Raw genomic sequence first — 25,110 nt, forward strand, 5'->3', positions numbered from 1 at the left:
GGAGATTGTATGGGTAAGATTGCATTTATTTTTCCAGGTCAAGGTTCACAAACAGTTGGAATGGGGAAGTCGTTTGCAGAGTCAAACGAAGAAGTCCATTCTATATTCAAAAAAGCGGACGAAAAACTGAAACATCCTCTTTCAACTATTATTTTTGAAGGACCACAGGAGGAGCTTACACTAACAACAAATGCACAGCCAGCTTTAATGACAACCAGCATCGCCATTCTGCAAGCATTCAAAAAATCAGGGATCAAACCAGATTACGTAGCGGGTCATAGTCTTGGAGAGTATACAGCTCTTGTTGCAGCAAATGCGATTTCTTTTGAGGACGGCGTCTATGCTGTTCGGAAAAGAGGAGAATTCATGGAAGAAGCTGTCCCGAACAGAGAAGGTACGATGGCAGCAGTTCTTGGTATAGACCGAGACATTCTACGAGAAGTTACAGAGAATGTAACATCTGAAGGACATCCCGTACAGCTGGCAAACATCAATTGTCCTGGACAAATTGTTATTTCTGGGTCTCGTACAGGGGTTGAGCTTGCGTCTCAAAAAGCTAAAGAAGCTGGTGCTAAACGTGTCCTTCCGTTAGAGGTGAGCGGACCGTTTCATTCTAGTCTAATGAAGCCAGCAGCAGAAAGACTGCAGGGAGTTCTAGATGAAATTAATATTATCAATGCTGAAGTACCAGTCATTGCGAATGTCTCAGCTTCTGAAATGACTGAAAAAGAGGATATAAAAGAAAAGCTTATCCAACAGTTATATTCACCTGTGCTATGGGAGGACTCTGTTCGTAAGATGATCGAACTTGGCGTTGATACGTTCGTTGAAATTGGACCAGGGAAAGTTTTATCAGGTCTCGTTAAGAAAGTTGAGCGATCAGCCAAGACATATGCTATTTCTGATGAAGAGTCGCTAACATCAGTTATGAATGCATTAAAGGAGGAAGTAAAATGAAACTTCAAGGTAAAAATGCATTAGTAACAGGAGCATCTCGTGGAATAGGTCGTGAAATTGCAATTGAATTAGCAAGGCAAGGAGCAAATGTTGCTGTTAATTTTTCTGGAAGTGAACAAAGTGCCAATGAAGTGGTCGAAGAAATTCGCAGTATTGGCTGCAAGGCTTTTGCTATCCAAGCTAATGTAGCTGACAGTGATTCTGTTACTGAAATGGTTAAGAAAACCATTGAACAGTTTGGTACTATTGACATTCTTGTCAACAATGCAGGGATTACAAGAGATAACCTGCTGATGAGAATGAAGGAAGATGAATGGGATGCTGTTATTGATACTAATCTAAAAGGAGTCTTCCTTTGTACAAAGGCGGTTACACGCCAAATGATGAAACAAAGAAGCGGCCGAATTATCAACATTTCTTCCATCGTGGGAGTTAGCGGAAATCCTGGTCAAGCAAACTATGTTGCTGCAAAGGCAGGAGTAATCGGTCTTACGAAAACAACTGCAAAAGAATTGGCCACAAGAGGAATTACGGTCAACGCGGTCGCGCCTGGTTTCATCACAACAGATATGACTGACAAATTAAGTGAAGACCTGAAAGCAGAAATGCTGAAACAAATCCCTCTTGGAAGTCTAGGTGAACCAAAGGATATTGCAAATGCTGTTGTATTCCTGGCTTCAGATGACAGCCGCTATATGACCGGACAAACACTTCATATTGATGGCGGAATGGTCATGTAGTTATTTTTGAATAAAAAATTTAGAAATAAAGTTTATTATTACCACTAAATACTCTATAATGTCTTGAGAGGAGGTGAACAAGCATGGCAGATGTTTTAGAACGTGTAACAAAAATTATCGTTGACCGCCTTGGTGTGGAAGAGTCACAGATAACTCTTGAAGCATCTTTTAAAGAAGATCTAGGCGCTGATTCACTAGATGTAGTGGAATTAGTAATGGAATTAGAAGATGAATTCGGAATGGAAATTTCTGACGATGACGCTGAGAAAATTTCAACAGTTGGTGACGCTGTTAATTACATAAAAAGTAATGCATAATCGTTAGACCATGAAAAAAGCTCCGTTTTAAAACGGGGCTTTCTTCTGTATAATGAAATCGAGAGAAATAGGCTAAGAAACTTTGCGTTTTAAAGAGAATATTCGTAAACTTGTAGGTATCGAAAAATTTATCAAGGTGGATGCAAAAATGAAGAACGGCAGAGGAAAGAACACACGAACATTTCGTGATCGTGAAAAACAATTTAAAGAGTTTCAAGAAAAAATAGAAGTTCAATTTTCTAATGAAAAATTGCTAAAACAAGCTTTCACCCATTCATCATATGTGAATGAGCATCGCAAAAAGCCTTATGAGGATAATGAAAGGCTGGAATTTCTAGGAGATGCTGTTCTAGAACTTACCGTTTCAAAGTTCCTTTATAAAAAGTACCCAATGATGAGTGAAGGGGAGCTGACAAAATTAAGAGCAGCCATCGTCTGTGAACCTTCATTGGTTTCCTTCGCGAACGAACTATCCTTTGGGGATTTAGTTTTATTAGGGAAAGGGGAAGAAATGACGGGCGGCAGAACAAGGCCTGCGCTCCTAGCCGATGTATTTGAAGCATTTATCGGTGCACTATTTTTAGATAAAGGAATAGAGACGGTTGTTAGCTTTTTAGAAAAGTATGTTTATCCTAAAATAAATGCAGGTGCTTTTTCTCATGTGATGGATTTCAAGAGTCAGCTTCAAGAGCTTGTTCAACGCGATGGGGCTGGTGCTATTGAATATAAGATACTACAGGAAAAAGGGCCTGCCCATAATCGTGAATTTGTCTCGCAAGTCTCCCTTAACGGGCAAGACCTTGGCGTTGGAACAGGAAAGTCAAAGAAGGAAGCAGAGCAGCATGCAGCACAAATGGCGCTCGAGAAGCTGAAAGCACATCTTTGATTAGAGGTTAGAAGTTGGAAGTTAGAGGTTAGAATGATTTGAGATTAAATTTTAAAAATATCTGACTGAAAATTTCATTTAAAAACAACATGATAAGACAGATTAATGGAATTGAAGGGGGATACAAACGTGCATTTAAAACGTTTGGATGTTGTAGGATTTAAATCATTCGCCGAACGCATAGGGGTAGACTTTGTGCAAGGTGTAACAGCGGTTGTGGGACCGAACGGAAGTGGAAAAAGCAATATTACCGACGCGATCCGCTGGGTTCTTGGTGAACAGTCCGCCAAATCCCTCCGAGGAGCAAAAATGGAAGATATTATTTTTGCTGGAAGTGATTCTCGAAAGCCTTTAAATTTTGCTGAGGTGACACTAACGCTCGAAAATGATGATCATTTCCTTCCAATTGATTATCATGAAGTAAGTGTGACGCGAAGAGTATTTCGTTCAGGTGACAGTGAGTTCTTAATAAATAAACAACCCTGCCGCCTTAAAGATATTATTGATTTATTTATGGACTCCGGGCTCGGCCGGGAGGCTTTTTCGATTATCAGCCAAGGCCGGGTTGAAGAGATTTTAAACAGTAAAGCTGAGGAACGCAGGACGATATTTGAAGAGGCAGCTGGAGTTTTAAAGTATAAAACTCGAAAAAAGAAAGCGGAAGGCAAATTAGGGGAAACACAGGAAAACCTTAATCGTGTCAATGATATCATCCACGAACTTGAAAGCCAGGTAGAACCATTAAAAATACAAGCTTCGATCGCAAAAGACTTTTTACAGCAAAAAGAGGAACTTGAAAAAATCGAGGTTGCTCTGACTGTTCATGAAATCGAGGTATTACACGGAAAATGGGAGCAGCTTTCTGCAACTCTAGAAGAAAATAAAATGGCGGAAGGAAAGCTGTCCACTAAAGTACAATTGAAAGAAGCGAAAATTGAAGAAACTAGAGATGTAATTGCAGCTTTAGATGAATCAATTAATGATCTTCAGAACGTTTTGCTGCATGCAAGTGAAGAGCTCGAAAAGCTTGAAGGCCGGAAAGAAGTACTAAAGGAAAGAAAGAAAAATGCCAAGCAAAATAAAGAGCAGCTTGAAAGAAGTATCGGGGAACTTACAACAAAAATTTCTGAACTAAAAAGACAAAAAGAAGGGCAGGAGAAAATTGTCTCCACTTTTGAAAAGGAATGTTTTCAATATGAAAACTCCCTTTCTGAAAAGCAAAATCACTTAAAACTCTTTAGTGAAGATTTAGAAAGTAAAATAGAAACTTTGAAAAGTGATTATATTGAGTTGCTAAACAATCAAGCTACACATAAGAATGAGGTTAAATATATTGAACAGCAGCTTAACCAGCAAGAAACTAGACATTCAAAGCTAGAAGCTGAGAATGAGAAATTTTTAATACAGCGGCGAGTAATTGAAGAAAGAAAAGCCAAGGTAATAGATCAGCTCCATCTTGTGCAAAAGGAATTGGAAGATGGAGTTCATATATTTAGAAAAGAAAAAAAGAAGCTTGAACAGCTGCAAAGTCAATATGAAAAGCAAGAAAAGACCCTTTATCAAGCGTACCAATTTTTACAAAAAACTCAATCTAGAAAAGATATGCTTGAGGACATGGAGGAAGATTATTCAGGCTTTTTCCAAGGTGTTAAGGAAATTCTTAAAGCAAGAAGTGGTAAATTAGCTGGAATTGAAGGAGCCATTGCAGAACTGATTCAAGTGCCAAAAGCATATGAAACAGCTATAGAGATAGCTCTTGGTGGAGCTATGCAGCATGTCGTTGTAAGTACGGAAGAGAGCGGCAGAAAAGCGATTCAATATTTAAAACAACATTCTTTTGGCAGAGCGACCTTTTTGCCGCTAAATGTTATGAAAGCCAAAGGTCTCTCGAATACACAACTGCAAGCTATTTCAGGACATCCATCTTTTGTTGGTGTTGCTTCCGAACTAATTAACTATAACTCGAAGTATCAAAGTGTGGTCGCTAACTTATTGGGAACAGTTGTAGTGACAACGGATTTAAAAGGTGCTAATGATATGGCTAAGATCCTCCAATATCGCTGCAGATTTGTGACAGTGGACGGAGATGTTGTCAATCCTGGCGGTTCTATGACAGGTGGTACGACAAAACAGAATGCATCCTCACTATTAAGTAGAAAAGGTGAGTTAGAAGAGCTTAAAGTTAAGCTTACGCAGATGGAGAATAAGACGCTTCAGCTTGAAGAACATGTTAAGCAGCTGAAGGAAGATGTTCAAGTTCAAAAAGCTTTGTTAGAACAATTAAGAGCTTCTGGAGAAGACCTCCGCATTAGGGAACAATCTGTCAAAGGGGACCTTCGGGAAGTGGAGCTTGAAGAGCAAAATGTTAATGAAAGACTTTCATTTTACGATATGGATAAGGCTGAATATGGGACGCAGCAAGAAAAATTGAAAGTGAGAAAAAAAGAATTAACGTATTTACTAGAGAGGGATCAACATAAGATTGCCGAGATCGATCGGGAGGTAGCGGAATTAACTCAACAAAAAAATACACAAGCTACATCGAAGGAAGTTCTACTCGAAGATATAAATGAACTAAAAATCAAACTTGCAGCCAAGAAAGAGCAGTTTAGCCATGCAAAAGAAAAGCTGATGTCGATTGAGGCACAGCTTACAGAAAACCAAGAAAGATTGTCACTAGCAAAAGAAGATTTGGAACTGTTATCTTCAGAGATGTCACATAGTTCCTCTGGAGAGTTGAGTCTAGAAGAAGCTGCGAATCGCAAGTTACAAGATAAAAATGAAACTTTGAACTTAATTTCTTCAAGAAGAGAAGAACGGTTGAGCTTATCAAGTCAGCTTGAGGATGCGGAGTTTGAACTAAAAGAGCTAAAACGTCAGCATAAGGGAATAAGTGGAATTTTATTGGACGATGAGGTTAAATTAAATCGTCTGGATGTAGAACTAGACAATCTCCTTGCACAGCTAAGAGAGGAATATTTACTTACCTATGAGGGAGCGAAGGCAGAATATCCTTTAACAATCCCTGCTGAGGAGGCAAGGAAGAAAGTCAAGCTGATTAAATTAGCGATCGAGGAACTTGGAACTGTTAATTTAGGAGCTATTGAAGAATATGATCGTGTTTCCGAACGTTACGAATTTCTACTAGAACAAAGAAATGACTTGCAGGAAGCAAAAGATACGTTGTTCCAAGTGATTGATGAGATGGATGAGGAAATGAAAAAGCGATTTCAGCAAACCTTTAACGGGATACGTTCCCACTTTGAGTTTGTATTCCAAGCGTTATTTGGCGGAGGACGAGCAGATCTGCGCTTGACAGACCCAGATGATCTTCTTAATACAGGTGTTGATATCGTAGCACAGCCACCAGGAAAAAAACTACAAAATTTAGGGCTTTTATCCGGTGGAGAACGTTCTTTAACGGCGATTGCATTATTATTTTCTATTTTAAAAGTAAGACCCGTTCCCTTTTGTATTTTAGATGAAGTAGAAGCGGCGCTCGATGAGGCAAATGTTCATCGATTTAGTCAGTACTTAAAAAGATACAGCTCTGGAACACAATTTATCGTTATTACACATCGCAAAGGAACGATGGAGGGTGCGGACGTCTTATATGGTGTTACGATGCAGGAGTCAGGTGTATCGAAAGTAGTATCCGTGAGGCTTGAAGATTCAAAGGAGCTCATTCAATCATCATAAGACCTAGTTGTTTTATCTCTCTTTTGGGGTGATCTTATATGCTTCACCCCTCAAAATACATAAGGAAGTGATCATTATGAGTTTTTTTAAGAGATTAAAAGAAAAGATAACGAAACAAACAGACACTGTAACTGAAAAATTTAAAGATGGACTTACAAAGACAAGGGATAATTTTTCGAGTAAAGTGAATGATTTGGTAGCCCGATATCGTAAGGTTGATGAAGACTTCTTTGAGGAACTTGAAGAAATTCTCATCCAAGCAGATGTTGGATTTGATACAGTTATGGAGTTAATAGATGAGTTGAAAATGGAAGTGAAACGAAAAAATATTCAGGATCCGGCGGAAGTTCAGGGAGTCATTTCGGAAAAATTGGTTGAGATTTATAATAGCGGAAACGAGGCTTCCTCTGAGCTTAATATTCAGGAGACAGGTTTGACTGTTATTTTATTTGTTGGTGTAAATGGAGTCGGCAAAACGACAACGATAGGAAAGCTAGCCCATAAATTTAAATCTGAAGGCAAAAAAGTGGTCCTTGCCGCTGGTGATACATTTCGTGCGGGTGCCATTGAGCAGCTTGAGGTTTGGGGTGAACGTGTCGGGGTTGATGTCATAAAACAGGATGCAGGATCGGATCCGGCGGCAGTAATGTTTGATGCTATTCAAGCGGCTAAATCCAGAAATACGGATATTTTATTATGTGATACGGCTGGACGACTTCAAAATAAAGTAAACTTAATGAAAGAGCTTGAAAAAGTGAAGCGGGTCATTGAAAGGGAAATTCCGGGAGCTCCACATGAAGTATTATTAGTGCTCGATGCGACAACTGGACAAAATGCAATGATCCAAGCAAAGACCTTTAAGGAAGCTACAAATGTCAGCGGGATTGTGTTAACAAAATTGGATGGAACAGCAAAGGGCGGTATTGTTCTTGCGATTCGTAATGAGCTGCATATTCCGGTGAAATTTGTTGGACTTGGTGAGAAAATGGATGATCTTCAAGAGTTTGATGCAGAGCAATACGTATATGGTTTGTTTGCCGATCTAGTTGAAAAGGAAGAGCTTGAAGAGCAATAAGGAAACTGCTTGCGATTTCGTTTTGTCTAGCTCCAGCGGCTAGCCCCTTGAGGTCATAAGCTAATCCCTTACAGAAGGCTAAAAGCATGCCTTCTTCCAGGGCTTTCCTTATGCTTGTCGGGGCTGGACAAGCCGCTTCCGCTTTTCATTTTGTAAAGGTAATACCTTGACATTAGCATGCATTCTGTGTAGACTGTCTATGTAAAGGCTTTTCACTTAACAAGGAGGGGAATCAATGCTTGAAAAGACTACCCGCATGAATTTTTTGTATGATTTTTATCAATCCTTGTTAACGCCGAAACAGCAAAGTTATATGTCTTTGTATTACTTAGATGACTATTCTCTTGGTGAAATTGCAGAGGAATATGGCGTAAGCCGGCAAGCGGTTTACGATAATATTAAACGTACAGAAGCTATGCTCGAGGAATATGAGGAAAAGCTGTTGTTATTTCAAAAGTTTCAAGAACGCAGTAAACTGCTGGCTGATATGCGAGAGATGCTGAAAGAAAATTCACCATCCTTGCAATCTCTCTCTGAGGTAGTTGCTGAGCTTGAGAAATTAGATTAGGAGGCGGCGTGTGAATGGCGTTTGAAGGATTAGCCGACCGACTGCAAAATACGATCCAAAAGATCCGCGGTAAAGGGAAAGTAAATGAAGCGGATGTAAAAGAAATGATGCGTGAAGTTCGTCTAGCTCTTTTAGAGGCAGACGTTAACTTTAAAGTCGTCAAAGAATTTGTCAAAAAAGTAAGTGAACGTGCAGTAGGGCAAGAAGTAATGAAAAGCTTAACGCCTGGTCAGCAGGTCATCAAAGTTGTAAAAGAAGAATTAACTGCGCTGATGGGTGGAGAGGAAAGTAAAATTGCTGTTGCCAGCCGCCCTCCAACCGTTATCATGATGGTTGGACTGCAAGGTGCCGGGAAGACGACAACAACTGGTAAGCTCGCGAATCTTCTGCGAAAAAAATACAATCGTAACCCGATGCTTGTTGCAGCTGATATCTATCGACCTGCAGCAATTAAGCAGCTCGAAACGCTGGGCAAGCAGCTGAGTATGCCGGTATTTTCTCTGGGGGATCAGGTTAGTCCGGTGGAGATTGCAAAGCAGGCCATAGCTAAAGCAAAAGAAGAGCATCATGATTATGTGTTAATTGATACAGCAGGCCGATTGCATGTAGATGAAGCTTTGATGGGGGAATTAAAAGATATTAAAGAACTCACAAAGCCAGATGAAATATTCCTTGTTGTCGATGCAATGACCGGACAAGACGCTGTAAATGTGGCTCAAAGCTTTAATGAACAGCTTGGTTTAACAGGAGTTGTCCTGACTAAACTAGATGGGGATACTCGTGGTGGTGCGGCACTTTCTATTCGGTCTGTTACCCAGACTCCCATTAAATTCGTCGGTCTTGGAGAAAAAATGGATGCGATTGAGTCATTCCATCCAGAACGGATGGCTTCACGTATTCTAGGCATGGGGGACGTACTTACTTTAATTGAAAAAGCACAGGCGAATGTGGATGAAGAAAAAGCAAAGGAACTTGAGAAGAAAATGCGGACAGCCTCATTTACGTTCGATGACTTCCTTGAACAGCTGGGACAGGTCCGTAATATGGGACCTCTCGATGAGCTTTTGAAAATGATGCCAGGTGCTAATAAAATTAAAGGTCTCAATAATCTTCAAATTGATGAAAAACAAATCTCACATGTAGAAGCGATAATCAAGTCGATGACAAAGGAAGAAAAGACTCATCCTGAGATTATCACGGCGAATCGCAGAAAAAGGATTGCAAAAGGAAGCGGGACTTCTGTGCCAGAAGTAAACCGTTTGTTAAAGCAATTCGAAGATATGAAAAAAATGATGAAACAAATGTCTAATATGCAGCAAAAAGGCAAGAAAAAGGGCGGACTTAAGCTTCCGTTTAATCCATTTCAATAGAAAAAAGTTGAAATTTTTGCCTGACAAGAAAAAACACTTTACAAACTAATTAACAATTGATATCATACTATCTTGTGTGAAACTATTCGGAGGTGCTTTATAAAATGGCAGTAAAAATTCGTTTAAAGCGTATGGGAGCAAAAAAATCTCCTTTTTATCGTATCGTAGTAGCTGATTCTCGTTCTCCTCGTGATGGACGTTTCATTGAAACAGTAGGAACTTATAACCCTGTAGCCGAGCCGGCAAAAGTTGAGATCAATGAAGAACTAGCTCTTAAGTGGTTACAAGACGGTGCTAAACCATCTGACACAGTTCGTAATCTTTTCTCTAAAGAAGGCATTATGGAGAAATTCCATAACGCTAAACTTAGCAAGTAAGCTTACAGCTAATAGCGAATGAAAGAGCTTATTGAAACGATTGTTAAGCCCCTTGTAGACTTCCCTGAAGATGTTCAGGTGGAGACACAAGAAGGTGCTGATCGCGTTACCTATCAGCTTAGTGTAAATAAAAGCGATATGGGAAAAGTAATCGGCAAGCAAGGGCGTGTAGCTAAATCTATTCGAACTGTTGTCTATGCAGCAGGAGCATCACAGCAGAAAAAGCTTTTTTTAGAAATTGTTGAATAAACATTTCAGGCAAACAGGAGGAGGGGGAACCCCTCCTTTTTTATATTGCAGAAAAAATTCGTACATAAAGTTAGACACACCATTACTTCCCCCCCGTTAGGAGGTTCAGTTATGAACGTTCTTCAAAATGTTATTGTTAAACAGGTTCTAACCGAAAGAAGCAAAAATCAACTGCTTGAAAAATATCATGAGAACAAGGTGCAATTAGAGAAAGAATGTGACCAGCTGCGTTTTGAATTAAAAAAGATGGAGAAAACAAAGAAATTTCAGTCTGCCAATCTTAAAAATCATTTTGAAAAAGAAATACATACAAGACAGGAAAAACTAAAGTTGCTTGAGTTTCAGATAGAACAATTACATATGCTACCTATAGGCAGTGAGTTAAAGGAAAAGGAAATTCAAGGAATAGTTGAAGTGAACGTGGGAGATAAATGGGAAGATATTATACAAACAAGGACAATCATTATTAAAGATGGTGTCGTGGCTGAAATACGCGAGAGGTGAGAGTATTGGAAAAATGGTTTAACGTTGGAAAAATAGTAAATACTCATGGAATTAAAGGTGAGGTTCGCGTGATCTCAAAAACGGATTTTCCAGATGAACGATATGCACCTGGTAAGCAGCTCTTCTTATTTATGCCTGGTGCAACAAATCCAATTGAGTTAACGGTTAACTCCCATCGGACTCATAAATCATTCGATTTATTAACATTCAAAGGGTATGAAAATGTAAATGATGTTGAGAAGATGAAGGGTGGACTATTAAAGGTTCGGGAGGATCAACTTTCGGAGTTAGAGGAAGATGAATTTTACTTCCATGAAATCATCGGTTGTCTTGTTTTTACAACAAAGGGCGAAGAAATTGGGAAAATAAAAGAAATTTTAACTCCAGGTGCAAACGATGTGTGGGTAGTGAAAGGAAAGGGAGGAAAAGATATTTTAATCCCTTATATTGATGAAGTTGTAAAAAAGGTTGATGTGAAAGAGAAAATAATCCTGATTGATCCAATGGAAGGGTTATTATCATGATGCATATTGATGTGTTAACACTTTTTCCAGAAATGTTTGATGGTGTGCTGGGGTCTTCTATTTTAAATAAGGCCGCGGAGACTAATGCAGTCCGTTATAATATTGTTAATTTCCGGGAATTTGCTGACAATAAGCATAAAACGGTTGATGACTATCCTTATGGCGGTGGAGCAGGAATGGTCTTAAAACCCCAGCCAATTTTTGACGGAGTAGCTAACCTAAAGGAACAAGCTAAAACGGAGAATCCCCGTGTGATTCTTTTATGTCCACAAGGAAAACGGCATGATCAAAGACTAGCTGAAGAATTAGCGAAAGAGGAACATTTAATTTTTATTTGCGGCCATTACGAAGGGTATGACGAAAGGATTCGACAGCATGTTATTACAGATGAAATTTCAATAGGAGATTATGTCTTAACTGGCGGAGAACTCGGTGCAATGGTGGTCATTGATAGTGTCGTGAGATTGCTTCCAGGCGTACTAGGAAATGAAGAATCTCACCAGAGGGACTCGTTTAGCACGGGTGTACTCGAGCATCCGCATTATACTAGACCTGCTGATTTTAGAGGCTTGAAGGTGCCAGACGTGCTTATTTCTGGTAATCACCGCTTAATAGATGAATGGCGAGCGAAAGAATCGCTGCGCAGGACTTACGAACGACGACCTGACCTAATAGAAGGGTTGGAGTTAACAGATGAACAAAAAGCCTGGTTAATAGAATTTAAAAAACAAGAGAAATAATCTTGATGTTCTCGTTTAATTATGGTATTATATTTTTTGTGACTTGCGCTGGAGTTATTCAGTTTATAGTCTTATAACGATGTTCCGCTGCAATCTTTATTTTACCAAAAATATGTAAGAGCATCTGTTGGAAGGAGTTGAAAACGATGCAAAATATTATTGAAGAAATCACAAAAGAACAACTTCGTTCAGATCTTCCTGCTTTCCGTCCTGGTGACACTGTACGTGTACACGTAAAAGTTGTTGAGGGAACTCGTGAACGTATTCAGATCTTTGAAGGTGTTGTGATTAAGCGTCGTGGTGGTGGAATCAGTGAAACTTTCACAGTTCGTAAGATTTCTTACGGTGTTGGAGTTGAGCGTACATTCCCTGTACACACACCAAAAATTGCGAAGCTTGAAGTAATCCGCCGCGGTAAAGTACGCCGTGCGAAACTTTACTACCTACGTAACCTACGTGGTAAAAAAGCTCGTATTAAAGAAATCCGATAATGCTAAAAGCGGAAGCACCTTGGTCAGCCCCGACCAGCACAAGACGAGCCTCATGGAAAGGTGTTCTTTACCTTTCCGGGAGGATTGGCTTGTGACTCGAGGGGCTAGGTGCTGCAGCTGGATAAGGTTTAGAGAAGGAGCTTGTTCTGCAAGCTCTTTTTTCATAGTTAAAATTAAAAATTTAAAAATTATTTTCAAATCGTGCATCATAAGGAAAACTTTTGTAAAATAAAATAAATAGGTGTATCCTTCAATTAAAATTGGAGTGATTGATGATAACTGTTAGTAGAATGGTGGGGAAGGTAGCATGGAGAAAAAGAAAAGTGAGTTTTGGGAATGGACAAAGGCTTTAATCATTGCAGTTGTCCTAGCAGCAGTTATCCGATATTTTTTATTTGCGCCCATTGTCGTTGATGGTCTTTCAATGATGCCGACATTACATGATCAGGATAGAATGATTGTGAATAAGTTAAGCTATAAAATAGGTGAACCTGAACGATTTGACATTATTGTTTTTCATGCTCCTGAAAATAAGGATTACATAAAAAGGGTTATTGGTTTGCCTGGGGATAAGATTGAATACAAGAATGATACTCTTTATGTAAATGGAGAGGCATATGAAGAGCCATACTTGGATGAGTATAAACAGCAAGTAATTGATGGGCCCTTAACAGAACCATTTACATTGTTAGAAGTTACTGGGCAGGAAACAGTGCCTGAAGGACATCTATTCGTCATGGGTGATAACAGGCGGTATAGTAAAGATAGCCGCCACATCGGAACCATTGAAATGGAAAAGGTTTTAGGTAATACCAGCATGATTTATTGGCCCATTGAAGATATAAGATTCGTGGATTAGTCTCAAAAAGATATAAAGTAAGGGAGGTATTAGGATGACGATTCAATGGTTTCCGGGACATATGGCCAAAGCGCGCAGACAGGTCACGGAAAAACTTAAACTCGTTGATATCATCATAGAACTGGTCGACGCAAGAATACCCTATTCTTCCCGAAACCCCATGATAGATGAAATCATCCAGCATAAACCTAGATTAGTGCTTTTGAACAAAGCTGACATGGCCGATAAGGAGACGACAAAGGACTGGATCAGGTATTGGGATGAACAAGGAATTAAATCGCTGGCAATCAATTCTCAAGCTGGAACAGGGATGAAAGAAATTGTGTCAGCATCTCAAGCTATCTTGAAAGAAAAATTTGATCGAATGAAAGCGAAGGGCGTAAAGCCGCGTGCTATTCGGGCAATGATTGTTGGCATTCCGAATGTTGGAAAATCAACTTTGATTAACCGTCTTGCAAAGAAAAATATTGCTAAAACAGGAAATACACCTGGGGTTACGAAAGCGCAGCAATGGATTAAGGTTGGAAAAGAACTGGAGTTACTTGATACACCAGGAATTCTCTGGCCAAAATTCGAGGATCAAGAGGTAGGATCAAAATTAGCATTAACAGGTGCGATAAAAGATACGATTTTAAACCTGCAGGATATTTGTATTTACGGTCTGCGTTTTTTAGAAAAGGAATATCCACAGCGTTTAAAGGAACGTTATCAGTTAGAAACTATTCCTGAGGATATTGTTGAACTTTTTAATGAAATAGGAAAGCGTCGCGGCAGTCTAATGGCTGGCGGAGAAGTTGATTATGATAAAGTGGCAGAACTTGTGATTCGTGATATCAGAATGGAGCAGCTAGGTCCTTTATCATTCGAAAAACCAGAGGATTTTATTTAAATAATTCTTACAATGAGAAAAAGACCTTCTTTAGCTGAGGGTCTTTACTTTTTTTAGAAAAAGCCGATAAGATAGTAGAAATATACTCAATACATAGCAAGGAGCAAGGATTGTTTTGAACAAGTTAACAATTAAAGAGATTGAGGAAAAACTGAAATTTATTGATAGACGAGATCATCCTTTGCTGGAAGAACTGTACGGGGACGACCGTAAAGGTGTACAACAATTATTGAATAAGTGGCAAAACCACTATGAAAAAAAACAGAGAGCAGAAGAAAAGTTTTATCAAATGACAGCTTATGAAAGAGAAGCACGAGGTGAAGGATTTCAACTAATAGCTGGAGTAGATGAGGTTGGCAGAGGGCCTTTAGCTGGACCAGTCGTAGCTGCTGCCGTCATTTTGCCCCCATCCTTTACCTTGCTGGGGTTAGATGATTCAAAAAAGCTCACGGCTGAAAAGCGCGAACACTTTTATCACTATATTCTTGAGAACGCCATATCAGTTGGCATTGGGATTATTGAAGCAAAGGAAATTGATGAAATTAATATTCTTGAAGCAACAAAGAAAGCTATGCTGTCTTCCATTCGAAACTTAGAGCATGGGCCAGACTGCCTATTAATCGATGCGTTAAAGCTCGATACACCGTATGCTGAGAGAGCGATTATTAAGGGGGATTCTAAATCCATTTCGATTGCAGCTGCTTCCGTTGTTGCCAAAGTGACACGTGATCGAATGATGCAGGAGATTGATAAAAATTATCCAGAGTACCTATTTTCAAAGAATATGGGATATGGAACAAAGGAGCATCTGCAGGCCTTGGATAAATACGGAGCAACGCCATATCATCGCAAAAGCTTTGCACCAGTTTCTTCCATTATAAAGGGTATAGAGAAAGAGCGCCCGATGAATGCTGTTTAAGAAGAGAGCGAAAGTTAGCGGAGGAGGATCATAAGTGCGGACAGAGAATCTTATTGGTTTGCTTTTAAAGCAACATGATATTACCACTCAAAATACTGCTAGTTCATTTCGTTCAGGTCAAATTATACTAGGAAAGGTGACAAAATTTTTCCCGAATGAACTAGCTGAGGTCCAGGTGGGGACTCAAAAGATGATTGCGAAATTGGAGGCGCCGCTTACAGCGGGTGTCCCATATTGGTTTCAGGTACAGTCTGGCAAAGGGCAAATACATCTCAAGGTGTTAGAACAATCAACCAGTCCGGTGAGCAGGGAACAAACCAATTCGACTCAAACGGTGTTAAAACAGCTGGAGTTGCCGCAAACAGAAGAATATACTAAAACGGTGAAATATTTCATAAAGGAACAGCTTCCTGTGACGAAGGAAATGATTCGTAATGCCACACTTGCTCTTAATGGTGTAAAAGACTATGAAGAGGGTCTTCAGGCTGTTAAACAACTAGTTTTGAAGGGCTTGCCGATCACTGAAGACATCTTGGAAGCGACGATTGTTTCAAGCAAGCAAGAACCCCTCCATCAATTGTTAAACAAGCTTCATACGGTACTCACTGCAAGCCCTGTCTCTGCAAGTGGCGAACGTCTTCTTTCCTTTATTCAGAGTTTAATAAGGCTGGACAATGACCAAGCTAATACGCCGCCACATCCGGTTAAAGAAGGGCAAACAGAGTCTATCAATTGGGAGGATAGAGGAAGTCTAATTCAGCATATTAAAAAGTTAACAACCATGATCGGCTTTGATTATGAAAGGCATTTAGAGTTTTCACTAAAAGATGGTAACCAGGCAGATCTTCAAGAGCAGGAGAATCTGAAGTCTTTATTAATAAAGTTCTTAGATGAAAATCCTCCGCAGATGCAAAAAGAATCTGCACAACAACTCTTAAATAAAGTGACAGGGCTGCAGCTTCTTTCGCAAGACACGGGTTTTCTTCAGCAGTATGTGGTACAAGTGCCATTGTCTTTTTGGAATAAAAGAACCGATCTAACTGTGCAGTGGAGTGGAAGGAAGAAGGAAAATGGCCAAATAGATTCTAATTACTGCAGGATCCTTTTTTATTTAGAATTAGAGCATTTAAATGAAGTAATCGTGGATCTTCAAATACAAAACCGAATCTTGAATGTTAACATTTTCAATGAAAATGATGGGATAAAGCAAATAGCTAGGACTTTTATCACTACTTTGAAAGATAGGCTCAAAGAGTTGGATTATCAATTATCATCCGTGAATTTTTACCATATGGAAAGTCAAAAAAAGTTAGACAGTCAAAGAAATTATCCAAAAATATATGAAGCAAATCATATTCGTGGAGTCGATATAAGAGTATGAAAAAGACAGAAAAGAATAAAAGAAAAGAAGCTGTTGCCCTTCATTATAATTCACATTATGACGATGCTCCCTCATTACTTGCGAAAGGGAAAGGAATTATTGCTGAGAACATACTAGAGAAAGCATTGGAAAACAATATTCCGATTCAGGAGGACCCTTCATTAGTAGAATTACTGAGTAAGTTAAACATCAACGAAAGTATACCAGAGGAATTATACCAAGCCGTTGCAGAAGTATTTGCATTTATCTATAAAACGGATCAGTCAGCAGGGAAAAAGTAAGGAAAATTATACCTGAATAATAATTTTCTTAGGTTTTTAAAATTGAAAATTTTCAAATAAAAATAATATTTTTGTCTATATCTGTAGACAAGGACATTTTAGTCTTATAAAATGAAAGCGCAGGACTTTTTTTGAACAGTTAAAAGAAAAATATTTCAATGATTTCGTTTCGGGAATTATTTGATGTTTCTGAATGTACAAGCTGTTCTCTACAAGTGATTGAAGATGATTAAGGAGGATGGGAAATGAATATCCATGAGTATCAAGGTAAAGAAATCCTCAGAGCATACGGGGTATCTGTTCCTAATGGAAAGGTAGCATTTACAGTTGAAGAGGCTGTTGAAGCTGCAAAAGAATTAGGTACTGAAGTTTGTGTAGTGAAAGCACAAATTCATGCTGGGGGACGCGGAAAAGCTGGCGGCGTTAAAGTAGCCAAAAACTTAGATGAAGTTCGTACATATGCAAATGAAATCTTAGGTAAAACGCTTGTTACACACCAAACAGGCCCTGAAGGCAAAGAAGTAAAACGCCTATTAATCGAAGAAGGCTGCGATATTAAGAAAGAATACTACGTTGGTTTAGTTCTTGACCGTGCTACTTCTCGTGTTGTATTAATGGCTTCTGAAGAAGGCGGAACAGAAATTGAAGAGGTTGCAGAAAAGACTCCTGAGAAAATTTTCAAAGAGGAAATTGATCCGGTAGTTGGCTTACAGCCATTCCAAGCTCGCAGAATTGCTTTTAATATTAACATTCCAAAAGAATTAGTTAACAAAGCCGTTAAGTTCATGATGGGCTTATACCAAGCTTATGTTGAAAAAGATTGCTCTATTGCAGAAATCAATCCACTAGTTGTAACTGGTGATGGAAATGTTATGGCGTTGGATGCTAAGTTAAACTTTGATTCTAATGCACTTTATCGTCAAAAAGATGTTGTTGCATACCGTGATCTTGAGGAAGAGGATCCAAAAGAAATCGAAGCATCTAAATACGATCTAAGCTATATCGCATTAGACGGTAATATCGGTTGTATGGTTAATGGTGCGGGACTTGCAATGGCAACAATGGATATTGTTAAACATTTTGGCGGAGATCCGGCTAACTTCCTTGATGTAGGGGGCGGTGCAACTGCAGAGAAAGTAACAGAAGCATTTAAGATTATCCTTTCTGATCCAAATGTTAAGGGTATTTTCGTTAATATCTTTGGCGGAATCATGAAGTGTGACGTAATTGCTACAGGTGTTGTTGAAGCCGCGAAACAAGTTGGCTTAAGCGTTCCTTTAGTAGTACGTTTAGAAGGTACAAACGTTGACCTAGGTAAGAAGATTCTTGCTGAATCAGATGTTGACATCGTTGCTGCTGATTCAATGGCAGACGGAGCAGAAAAAATCGTATCATTAGTTGGATAAGGATATTGGATAGGAAAGGAGTAGAATAAACGTGAGTGTATTTATTAATAAAGATACAAAAGTAATTGTTCAAGGGATCACTGGTTCAACAGCCCTTTTTCATACAAAACAAATGTTAGAATATGGTACAAAGATCGTAGGAGGAACATCTCCTGGTAAAGGCGGCACTGAGGTAGAGGGTGTTCCTGTATTTAACACTGTTAAAGAAGCTGTAGACGCTACAGGTGCGAACGCTTCTGTCATTTATGTACCAGCTCCATTTGCTGCAGATGCTATTTTAGAAGCAGTAGACGCTGAACTTGATCTTGCTATCTGTATTACAGAGCATATTCCAGTATTAGATATGGTAAAAGTTAAGCGCTATATGGAAGGTAAGAAGACTCGTCTTGTAGGACCAAACTGCCCTGGTGTTATTACAGCTGATGAGTGTAAGATTGGAATCATGCCTGGTTACATTCATACAAAAGGACATGTTGGGGTAGTTTCAAGATCAGGTACATTAACATACGAAGCAGTTCATCAATTAACACAGGCTGGTTTAGGACAAACAACTGCTGTAGGTATTGGTGGAGACCCTGTAAATGGTACAAACTTCATCGATGTTCTAAAAGCATTCAATGAAGATCCTGAAACATATGCTGTTATCATGATCGGTGAGATCGGTGGAACGGCTGAAGAAGAGGCTGCTGAGTGGGTTAAGGCAAATATGACTAAACCAGTAGTTGGCTTCATTGGCGGACGCACAGCGCCTCCAGGAAAGCGTATGGGACATGCGGGCGCGATTATCTCTGGCGGTAAAGGAACAGCTGATGAGAAAATCCGTGTTATGAATGAGTGTGGAATCGAAGTAGCTGATACTCCATCAGTTATGGGTGAAACACTAATTAAAGTTTTAAAAGAAAAAGGACTTTATGAAAAGTGTAAAGCACAATAATTAAGTAGTTTTTCTACCATATTTTTATGAACAGTCCCTCTTTTTGAGGGGCTGTTCAATATGGCTTTTATTTCCCCAATAAATCTCCCTCGATTCATCAATTCTTTCTCAGTAAAAATCCAATGATTAAAGGAGCAAATTTTATGGAAGAATTTAAAAAAAGGCTTACACATTTGCATCACTGCAATGGAATCGGCTGGAAGGCGATATTTCACCTCTTAAAAGCAGATCCTGAGTTAAAGAACTTGTATAGGTGTCCGCCGCTTCAGAATGTTCCTAATTTAACCAAAAATAACTTTCTTGATAACATAAACTCCATAACAATCCACGATTATTTTCATGAGTACTCCTTGAATGACATTCATATGATCACTTATTTTGATAAAGAGTATCCCTCCCTATTAAAAGAAACTTTCCAGCCCCCTTGGGTGCTTTATGCAAAAGGGAATATCAATCTATTAAATAACGGTATAAAGCTTGCTGCTGTAGGTTCAAGACAAGCTACATCTTATGGGAAGAATGCAATTAAGGCCCTTTTCCCAAAACTTATAGAAAAGGAGATCATTCTAGTCAGTGGATTAGCTGCAGGGATTGATACATGTGTGCATCAAACTGCCATGCGTTTAGGCGGACATACGATTGCAGTAATTGCTGGAGGCCTTTATCATATTTATCCGCAAGAGAATAGGAATCTTGCACTAGAGATGATGAAAAATCAATTAATCTTAAGTGAGTATCCTCCAAATACTAGACCGAGTAGATGGCATTTCCCTGCTCGGAACCGAATAATTAGTGGAATGAGCAGTGGTACATTAATAATTGAAGCAAAACAGAAAAGCGGGTCTCTTATCACGGCTAATTATGCTGTTCAGGAAGGGAGAGATGTATTTGCGATCCCTGGAAATATTTTCAGCCCGTTTTCTGAAGGAACGAATGAATTGATTCAACAAGGTGCAAAACTAGTTAAAAGCTCTGGAGATATTCTAGATGAGTTAATTTATTAGCACAGAAATATTTCAAATTCTCCCATTTTTATTCATAAAAGTGAATTTTTTATGATATTTTTTAGAGTTTTGAAACAAATTTTGATGAAAAAGGTTGAAATTATATTGAAACTGGTATACATTTTGCAACAGGTAATCATATAAGAAAGAACATAAAAGGTGAAAACGGTTTCCATGGGCATTGACAAGTATTGCTATCTTGTTTAATAATAATGAATATTTAAATAATTAATTTTGTACATTCTTTAATAAGAAATAATGAATCTTTTAAATGTTTATTTCTTAGTCAAATATTTTCATAATCCCTCTTGAGGAGGACAATAGATGTCGGATTTTCTAGTTATCGTTGAGTCGCCTGCGAAGGCGAAAACGATTGAACGTTATTTAGGTAAAAAATATAAAGTAAAAGCTTCAATGGGACATATCCGTGACTTACCAAAGAGTCAAACGGGTGTTGATGTTGAAGATAACTTTCAACCAAAATATATAACCATTCGAGGTAAAGGCCCGATTTTAAAAGAATTAAAAACAGCGGCGAAAAAAGCAAAAAAGATTTACCTAGCTGCCGACCCCGACCGTGAAGGGGAAGCGATTGCGTGGCATTTGGCTCAAAGTTTGAATATGGATATTGAGTCAGATTGCAGAGTTGTTTTTAATGAAATTACTAAGGATGCTATAAAGGAGTCCTTTAAGCATCCACGACCGATCAATATGGATTTGGTTGATGCACAGCAGGCTAGAAGGATATTAGACAGGCTTGTTGGTTACAACATCAGTCCTTTGCTTTGGAAGAAAGTAAAAAAAGGTTTAAGTGCTGGACGTGTTCAGTCTGTTGCGGTGCGTTTAATCATTGATCGTGAAAAAGAAATTAAAAGCTTTGTACCTGAGGAATATTGGTCAATTGAAGGTGAATTCCTGAAGGGCACTGAACCCTTCGATGCTATGTTCTACGGAATAAATAATAAGAAACTAGATCTTACATCAGAAGATGACGTCAAAAAAGTTCTAGGACAGATGGAAGGGAATAAGTTCACCGTTACGTCCGTAACGAAAAAAGAAAGAAAACGTAATCCTGCCGCTCCATTCACCACATCGTCCTTACAACAAGAAGCAGCACGGAAATTAAACTTTCGAGCTAAAAAGACGATGATGTTAGCACAACAGCTTTATGAAGGGATTGAATTAGGTAAAGAAGGAACTGTTGGTTTAATTACCTATATGAGAACGGATTCGACTAGAGTCTCTGAAGTAGCCCAAAGTGAAGCTGCTGAGTATGTTGAATCTTCTTATGGCAGTCAGTTTTTGTCTAGTGAAAAAAGAAAAGATAAGAAGAGCACGAATGCACAAGACGCGCATGAAGCAATTCGCCCAACAAGTGTTATGCGTGACCCTAGCAGCATGAAAGAATTTTTATCACGTGATCAATTAAGATTGTATCGTTTAATTTGGGAACGTTTTGTTGCGAGTCAGATGGCTTCAGCGGTTATGGATACGATGAGTGTCGACCTGAAAAATGGTGAAGTTATTTTTAGAGCTACAGGATCAAAGATAAAATTCCCAGGATTTATGAAAGTGTATGTAGAAGGTACGGATGATCAAACAGAGGAAAAGAAGAACAACATGCTCCCAGATTTAAAAGAGGGTGATGAGGTGCTGAAGAAGGAAATTGAGCCGAAACAGCACTTTACACAGCCTCCTCCAAGGTACACGGAAGCGAGACTTGTTAAAACACTGGAGGAACTTGGAATAGGAAGACCTTCTACCTTTGCTCCGACATTGGATACTATACAAAAGCGTGGATATGTTGCATTAGATAATAAACGCTTTATTCCAACAGAACTTGGAGAGATTGTTCATGAGCTGATGCTAGAATTTTTCCCGGAGATTTTGGATGTAGAATTCACAGCAAAAATGGAACAGGATTTGGATTATGTTGAAGAAGGCAAGACAAAATGGGTAAAAATCATCGATGACTTTTATCGAGGCTTTGAAAAGAAATTGGAGATAGCTGAAAAAGAAATGGCCGAAGTTGAAATAAAGGATGAACCGGCTGGAGAAGATTGCGAGCAGTGCGGAAATCCAATGGTCTTTAAAATGGGCAGGTATGGTAAGTTTATGGCATGCAGTAATTTCCCTGATTGTCGTAATACAAAGCCAATTGTAAAAGAGATCGGAGTAAAGTGTCCAAAATGTAAAGAAGGCAATATTATTGAGAGAAAAAGTAAGAAACGTAGAATTTTCTATGGATGTGACCAGTATCCTAGCTGCGATTTTCTATCGTGGGATAAGCCGATTGCCCGGAGCTGTCCTAAATGTGAAAGTCTGCTAGTTGAGAAAAAGCTTAAAAAAGGTGTCCAAGTCCAATGTGTGAATTGTGATTTTAAAGAAGAGCCACAAGGGTGAGCAGAGAGCTCACCTCTTTTATGTGTGTATTTTTATACTGATTTAAATAAAAGAATGGAAGCATGAAACTTTTTTATTTCTCGATCGTATTGTAAAATGCAAAAAGGTGGCTTTTTAGGGTAAATTATATTAAGATAAACTTTTGCATTTTCAAGAGAACAACTGGAGGTTCAGGAATGTCAGACATAACAATAAATGTCGTGGGAGCAGGGCTTGCTGGCAGTGAAGCAGCTTGGCAAATTGCGAAACGGGGAATAAAGGTACGCCTTTATGAGATGCGTCCTGTTAAGCAGACACCTGCCCACCATACAGATAAATTTGCAGAATTGGTTTGCAGCAACTCACTACGAGCTAACACACTTACGAATGCTGTAGGAGTTCTTAAAGAAGAGATGAGAATGTTAGATTCTGTTATCATTGCTTCTGCTGATGCTTGTGCAGTACCGGCTGGGGGAGCTTTAGCTGTCGATCGTCATGAATTCGCTTATCATGTTACAGACCGGGTGAAAAACCATCCTAATGTTACGGTTATAAATGAAGAAGTGACAGAAATACCAGAAGGAATTACGGTTATTGCTACTGGCCCGTTAACCAGCCAGGCACTATCAGAAAAGCTTAAGAGTTTAACTGGTGAGGAGTATCTCTATTTTTATGATGCGGCTGCACCAATTATTGAAAAAGACAGTATCGATTTGGACAAGGTATATTTGAAATCCCGTTATGACAAGGGAGAAGCTGCTTATTTGAATTGTCCAATGACAGAGGAAGAGTTTGAACGTTTTTACGAAGCTTTAGTCTCTGCTGAAACGGTTCCATTAAAGGAATTTGAAAAAGAAATCTTTTTTGAAGGCTGTATGCCTATAGAGGTAATGGCTCAAAGAGGGAAAAAAACGATGTTATTTGGTCCTATGAAGCCTGTAGGTTTAGAGGATCCTAAAACAGGGAAAAGACCCTTTGCAGTCGTACAATTAAGACAAGATGATGCAGCTGGGACACTTTATAATATTGTTGGATTCCAAACTCATTTAAAATGGGGACCGCAAAAAGAAGTGATTAAATTAATTCCCGGTTTGGAAAACGCAGAAATTGTTCGATATGGTGTGATGCATCGTAACACATTCATTAACTCTCCCAAGGTATTAAGAGCTACGTACCAATTCCAAAATAAGCCTGATTTATTATTTGCTGGTCAAATGACAGGTGTTGAGGGTTATGTTGAATCGGCTGCCAGCGGCCTAATTGCAGGGATTAATGCCACTAGACTTGCTGAGGGAATGGAACCGATTGAATTTCCTGCAGAAACAGCGATGGGAAGCATGGCGAAGTATATCACATCAACAAATGCGAAAAGCTTTCAGCCGATGAATGCAAACTTTGGGCTTTTTCCGGAATTACCTGTTAAAGTAAAGGGGAAGAAGGAAAGAGCAGAACAACATGCTTCCAGAGCATTGGAAACAATTCAGAAATTTGTGAAAAAAATGTAAACTTTATTGCAAGGGGATATATAGTTGTGTTACTATTTAGTAGCCTTTATGCTATTCCCTTGTTTATAATAATCAAACGGTGTTTTTTAAGGGGTTAACATTTTGGAGATGTGAAATCTGCGTTATGGGGTGACATCTTGTTTGATGATAAAATGAACAGAGAATGTAAGCTTTTTTTAGAGTATATACAGATAGAAAAAAACTATTCACCATATACGGTGGAGTTTTATCAAAAAGATTTGATTGGCTTCATTATGTTCATTTCTGAACAATCTATTAAAAGTTTAACTGACGTTCAATATTCTGATGTGCGAATCTATTTAACGACATTATTCGATAAAAGACTTTCTAGGAAGACAATTGCAAGAAAAATTTCTAGTTTGCGAAGCTTCTATAAATTCTTATTAAGGGAAAAGCTGGTAAGTGAAAATCCGTTTTCTTTAGTATCTATTCCGAAGATTGAGAAGAGATTGCCTAGTTTTTTTTATGAAGAAGAACTCTCAACCCTTTTTCAATCCTGCGACGATAGTACTGCACTCGGGCAAAGAAATAAAGTTATTCTAGAAGTCCTCTACGCAACTGGAATTCGTGTAAGTGAGTGCTGCAGCATTCAACTGCGGGATATAGATATGGATTTGTCCACAATTTTAGTTCATGGAAAAGGCAGAAAAGATCGATATGTACCATTTGGAAGCTTTGCACATGATGCGCTGGAAAAATACATAAATTATGGACGTAAGGAACTTTTAGATCTTCATCATAGAGAGCATGATTATTTGCTTGTCAATTACAGGGGAACACCTTTAACAACTAGAGGATTACGTACGGTTCTTAGCAGTGTCATTGAAAAATCAGCGCTTACAGGTAAAATTCATCCTCATATGCTGAGGCATACGTTCGCAACGCACTTATTGAATAACGGAGCTGATATGCGAACGGTGCAGGAGCTGCTTGGGCATGCTTCATTATCATCGACGCAAGTTTACACACATGTAAGCAATGAATACTTAAAAAAAACGTACATGGCTCATCATCCAAGAGCCTAGAGTCCTG

General features: G+C 38.8%; 25 protein-coding genes. All 25 read left to right on the forward strand.

Features of this window, described 5'->3' with window-relative positions; all coding sequences use genetic code 11:
- The first annotated feature begins 9 nt into the window (after positions 1–9).
- The 25 genes from fabD (at position 10) to xerC (ending at position 25,103) form a co-directional block, all read left to right on the forward strand.
- Positions 10–957, forward strand: a complete 948-nt coding sequence (gene fabD / locus CZ487_RS07435) for an ACP S-malonyltransferase (protein WP_077211489.1) — start codon at positions 10–12, stop codon at positions 955–957.
- Positions 954–1,697, forward strand: coding sequence for a 3-oxoacyl-[acyl-carrier-protein] reductase (gene fabG, locus CZ487_RS07440; RefSeq protein ID WP_077211490.1), 744 nt, complete (start codon positions 954–956; stop codon positions 1,695–1,697). The genes fabD and fabG overlap by 4 nt, the downstream gene beginning before the upstream one ends.
- A gap of 83 nt (positions 1,698–1,780) precedes the next feature.
- Entirely contained in the window at positions 1,781–2,014 is a 234-nt protein-coding gene (gene acpP, locus CZ487_RS07445; RefSeq protein ID WP_077211491.1) for an acyl carrier protein, read from the forward strand.
- Positions 2,015–2,162: 148 nt separating this feature from the next.
- Entirely contained in the window at positions 2,163–2,900 is a 738-nt protein-coding gene (rnc, locus tag CZ487_RS07450; RefSeq protein WP_077211492.1) for a ribonuclease III, read from the forward strand.
- Positions 2,901–3,029: 129 nt separating this feature from the next.
- Positions 3,030–6,599: a chromosome segregation protein SMC gene (smc, locus tag CZ487_RS07455; protein ID WP_077211493.1), complete on the forward strand. Its 3,570-nt coding sequence runs from the start codon at positions 3,030–3,032 to the stop codon at positions 6,597–6,599.
- Positions 6,600–6,675: 76 nt separating this feature from the next.
- On the forward strand, positions 6,676–7,674 hold the full coding sequence (gene ftsY, locus CZ487_RS07460) for a signal recognition particle-docking protein FtsY (protein WP_077211494.1): 999 nt from the start codon (positions 6,676–6,678) through the stop codon (positions 7,672–7,674).
- 235 nt (positions 7,675–7,909) lie between these two features.
- Positions 7,910–8,242 carry a putative DNA-binding protein gene (locus CZ487_RS07465; RefSeq protein ID WP_077211495.1) on the forward strand — a complete coding sequence of 111 codons (333 nt, stop codon included), beginning with the start codon at positions 7,910–7,912 and terminating at the stop codon, positions 8,240–8,242.
- Positions 8,243–8,256: 14 nt separating this feature from the next.
- Positions 8,257–9,612, forward strand: coding sequence for a signal recognition particle protein (ffh, locus tag CZ487_RS07470; RefSeq protein WP_077211496.1), 1,356 nt, complete (start codon positions 8,257–8,259; stop codon positions 9,610–9,612).
- Between the two features lie 104 nt (positions 9,613–9,716).
- Positions 9,717–9,989, forward strand: a complete 273-nt coding sequence (rpsP, locus tag CZ487_RS07475) for a 30S ribosomal protein S16 (RefSeq protein WP_077211497.1) — start codon at positions 9,717–9,719, stop codon at positions 9,987–9,989.
- 18 nt (positions 9,990–10,007) lie between these two features.
- Positions 10,008–10,238, forward strand: coding sequence for a KH domain-containing protein (locus CZ487_RS07480; protein ID WP_077211498.1), 231 nt, complete (start codon positions 10,008–10,010; stop codon positions 10,236–10,238).
- A gap of 111 nt (positions 10,239–10,349) precedes the next feature.
- Positions 10,350–10,742: a YlqD family protein gene (locus CZ487_RS07485; RefSeq protein ID WP_077211499.1), complete on the forward strand. Its 393-nt coding sequence runs from the start codon at positions 10,350–10,352 to the stop codon at positions 10,740–10,742.
- Between the two features lie 5 nt (positions 10,743–10,747).
- Positions 10,748–11,266 (forward strand): ribosome maturation factor RimM, encoded by a 519-nt coding sequence (gene rimM, locus CZ487_RS07490; protein WP_077211500.1) that lies wholly within the window; start codon positions 10,748–10,750, stop codon positions 11,264–11,266.
- A complete protein-coding gene (gene trmD, locus CZ487_RS07495; protein WP_202617818.1) occupies positions 11,266–12,006 on the forward strand; it encodes a tRNA (guanosine(37)-N1)-methyltransferase TrmD in 741 nt (246 codons plus the stop codon). Before rimM ends, trmD begins: the two co-directional genes overlap by 1 nt.
- Positions 12,007–12,152: 146 nt before the next feature.
- Positions 12,153–12,497 (forward strand): 50S ribosomal protein L19, encoded by a 345-nt coding sequence (rplS, locus tag CZ487_RS07500; protein ID WP_077211502.1) that lies wholly within the window; start codon positions 12,153–12,155, stop codon positions 12,495–12,497.
- Between the two features lie 307 nt (positions 12,498–12,804).
- The gene (gene lepB, locus CZ487_RS07505; RefSeq protein ID WP_077211503.1) at positions 12,805–13,356 is read left to right on the forward strand and encodes a signal peptidase I; all 552 of its coding nucleotides are present in this window, start codon (positions 12,805–12,807) and stop codon (positions 13,354–13,356) included.
- Positions 13,357–13,390: 34 nt separating this feature from the next.
- Positions 13,391–14,245 (forward strand): ribosome biogenesis GTPase YlqF, encoded by an 855-nt coding sequence (ylqF, locus tag CZ487_RS07510; protein WP_077211504.1) that lies wholly within the window; start codon positions 13,391–13,393, stop codon positions 14,243–14,245.
- 115 nt (positions 14,246–14,360) lie between these two features.
- On the forward strand, positions 14,361–15,164 hold the full coding sequence (locus CZ487_RS07515) for a ribonuclease HII (RefSeq protein WP_077211505.1): 804 nt from the start codon (positions 14,361–14,363) through the stop codon (positions 15,162–15,164).
- A gap of 34 nt (positions 15,165–15,198) precedes the next feature.
- Positions 15,199–16,545 (forward strand): hypothetical protein, encoded by a 1,347-nt coding sequence (locus tag CZ487_RS07520; RefSeq protein ID WP_077211506.1) that lies wholly within the window; start codon positions 15,199–15,201, stop codon positions 16,543–16,545.
- Positions 16,542–16,826, forward strand: a complete 285-nt coding sequence (locus tag CZ487_RS07525; RefSeq protein ID WP_077211507.1) for an EscU/YscU/HrcU family type III secretion system export apparatus switch protein — start codon at positions 16,542–16,544, stop codon at positions 16,824–16,826. Before CZ487_RS07520 ends, CZ487_RS07525 begins: the two co-directional genes overlap by 4 nt.
- A gap of 245 nt (positions 16,827–17,071) precedes the next feature.
- Positions 17,072–18,232 carry an ADP-forming succinate--CoA ligase subunit beta gene (sucC, locus tag CZ487_RS07530; protein WP_077211508.1) on the forward strand — a complete coding sequence of 387 codons (1,161 nt, stop codon included), beginning with the start codon at positions 17,072–17,074 and terminating at the stop codon, positions 18,230–18,232.
- Between the two features lie 31 nt (positions 18,233–18,263).
- Positions 18,264–19,166 carry a succinate--CoA ligase subunit alpha gene (gene sucD, locus CZ487_RS07535; protein ID WP_077211509.1) on the forward strand — a complete coding sequence of 301 codons (903 nt, stop codon included), beginning with the start codon at positions 18,264–18,266 and terminating at the stop codon, positions 19,164–19,166.
- Between the two features lie 143 nt (positions 19,167–19,309).
- A complete protein-coding gene (dprA, locus tag CZ487_RS07540) occupies positions 19,310–20,170 on the forward strand; it encodes a DNA-processing protein DprA (RefSeq protein ID WP_077211510.1) in 861 nt (286 codons plus the stop codon).
- Between the two features lie 324 nt (positions 20,171–20,494).
- Positions 20,495–22,573, forward strand: coding sequence for a type I DNA topoisomerase (topA, locus tag CZ487_RS07545; RefSeq protein WP_077211511.1), 2,079 nt, complete (start codon positions 20,495–20,497; stop codon positions 22,571–22,573).
- A gap of 176 nt (positions 22,574–22,749) precedes the next feature.
- Positions 22,750–24,057, forward strand: coding sequence for an FADH(2)-oxidizing methylenetetrahydrofolate--tRNA-(uracil(54)-C(5))-methyltransferase TrmFO (gene trmFO, locus CZ487_RS07550; protein ID WP_077211512.1), 1,308 nt, complete (start codon positions 22,750–22,752; stop codon positions 24,055–24,057).
- A 152-nt stretch (positions 24,058–24,209) separates the two neighbouring features.
- Entirely contained in the window at positions 24,210–25,103 is an 894-nt protein-coding gene (gene xerC, locus CZ487_RS07555) for a tyrosine recombinase XerC (protein WP_077211898.1), read from the forward strand.
- The last annotated feature ends 7 nt before the right edge of the window (positions 25,104–25,110 follow it).

Origin of the sequence: Robertmurraya dakarensis (genome assembly GCF_900156875.1) — a bacterium.
Classification (GTDB): domain Bacteria; phylum Bacillota; class Bacilli; order Bacillales; family Cytobacillaceae; genus Robertmurraya; species Robertmurraya dakarensis.

Excerpts from the sequence above, each read along its gene's own strand:
- fabD (WP_077211489.1), top strand. The coding sequence starts at position 10 with ATGGGTAAGATTGCATTTATTTTTCCAGGTCAAGGTTCACAAACAGTT.
- fabG (WP_077211490.1), top strand. The coding sequence starts at position 954 with ATGAAACTTCAAGGTAAAAATGCATTAGTAACAGGAGCATCTCGTGGA.
- acpP (WP_077211491.1), top strand. The coding sequence starts at position 1,781 with ATGGCAGATGTTTTAGAACGTGTAACAAAAATTATCGTTGACCGCCTT.
- rnc (WP_077211492.1), top strand. The coding sequence starts at position 2,163 with ATGAAGAACGGCAGAGGAAAGAACACACGAACATTTCGTGATCGTGAA.
- ftsY (WP_077211494.1), top strand. The coding sequence starts at position 6,676 with ATGAGTTTTTTTAAGAGATTAAAAGAAAAGATAACGAAACAAACAGAC.
- CZ487_RS07465 (WP_077211495.1), top strand. The coding sequence starts at position 7,910 with ATGCTTGAAAAGACTACCCGCATGAATTTTTTGTATGATTTTTATCAA.
- ffh (WP_077211496.1), top strand. The coding sequence starts at position 8,257 with ATGGCGTTTGAAGGATTAGCCGACCGACTGCAAAATACGATCCAAAAG.
- rpsP (WP_077211497.1), top strand. The coding sequence starts at position 9,717 with ATGGCAGTAAAAATTCGTTTAAAGCGTATGGGAGCAAAAAAATCTCCT.
- CZ487_RS07480 (WP_077211498.1), top strand. The coding sequence starts at position 10,008 with ATGAAAGAGCTTATTGAAACGATTGTTAAGCCCCTTGTAGACTTCCCT.
- CZ487_RS07485 (WP_077211499.1), top strand. The coding sequence starts at position 10,350 with ATGAACGTTCTTCAAAATGTTATTGTTAAACAGGTTCTAACCGAAAGA.
- trmD (WP_202617818.1), top strand. The coding sequence starts at position 11,266 with ATGCATATTGATGTGTTAACACTTTTTCCAGAAATGTTTGATGGTGTG.
- rplS (WP_077211502.1), top strand. The coding sequence starts at position 12,153 with ATGCAAAATATTATTGAAGAAATCACAAAAGAACAACTTCGTTCAGAT.
- lepB (WP_077211503.1), top strand. The coding sequence starts at position 12,805 with ATGGAGAAAAAGAAAAGTGAGTTTTGGGAATGGACAAAGGCTTTAATC.
- ylqF (WP_077211504.1), top strand. The coding sequence starts at position 13,391 with ATGACGATTCAATGGTTTCCGGGACATATGGCCAAAGCGCGCAGACAG.
- CZ487_RS07525 (WP_077211507.1), top strand. The coding sequence starts at position 16,542 with ATGAAAAAGACAGAAAAGAATAAAAGAAAAGAAGCTGTTGCCCTTCAT.
- sucC (WP_077211508.1), top strand. The coding sequence starts at position 17,072 with ATGAATATCCATGAGTATCAAGGTAAAGAAATCCTCAGAGCATACGGG.
- dprA (WP_077211510.1), top strand. The coding sequence starts at position 19,310 with ATGGAAGAATTTAAAAAAAGGCTTACACATTTGCATCACTGCAATGGA.
- topA (WP_077211511.1), top strand. The coding sequence starts at position 20,495 with ATGTCGGATTTTCTAGTTATCGTTGAGTCGCCTGCGAAGGCGAAAACG.
- trmFO (WP_077211512.1), top strand. The coding sequence starts at position 22,750 with ATGTCAGACATAACAATAAATGTCGTGGGAGCAGGGCTTGCTGGCAGT.
- xerC (WP_077211898.1), top strand. The coding sequence starts at position 24,210 with ATGAACAGAGAATGTAAGCTTTTTTTAGAGTATATACAGATAGAAAAA.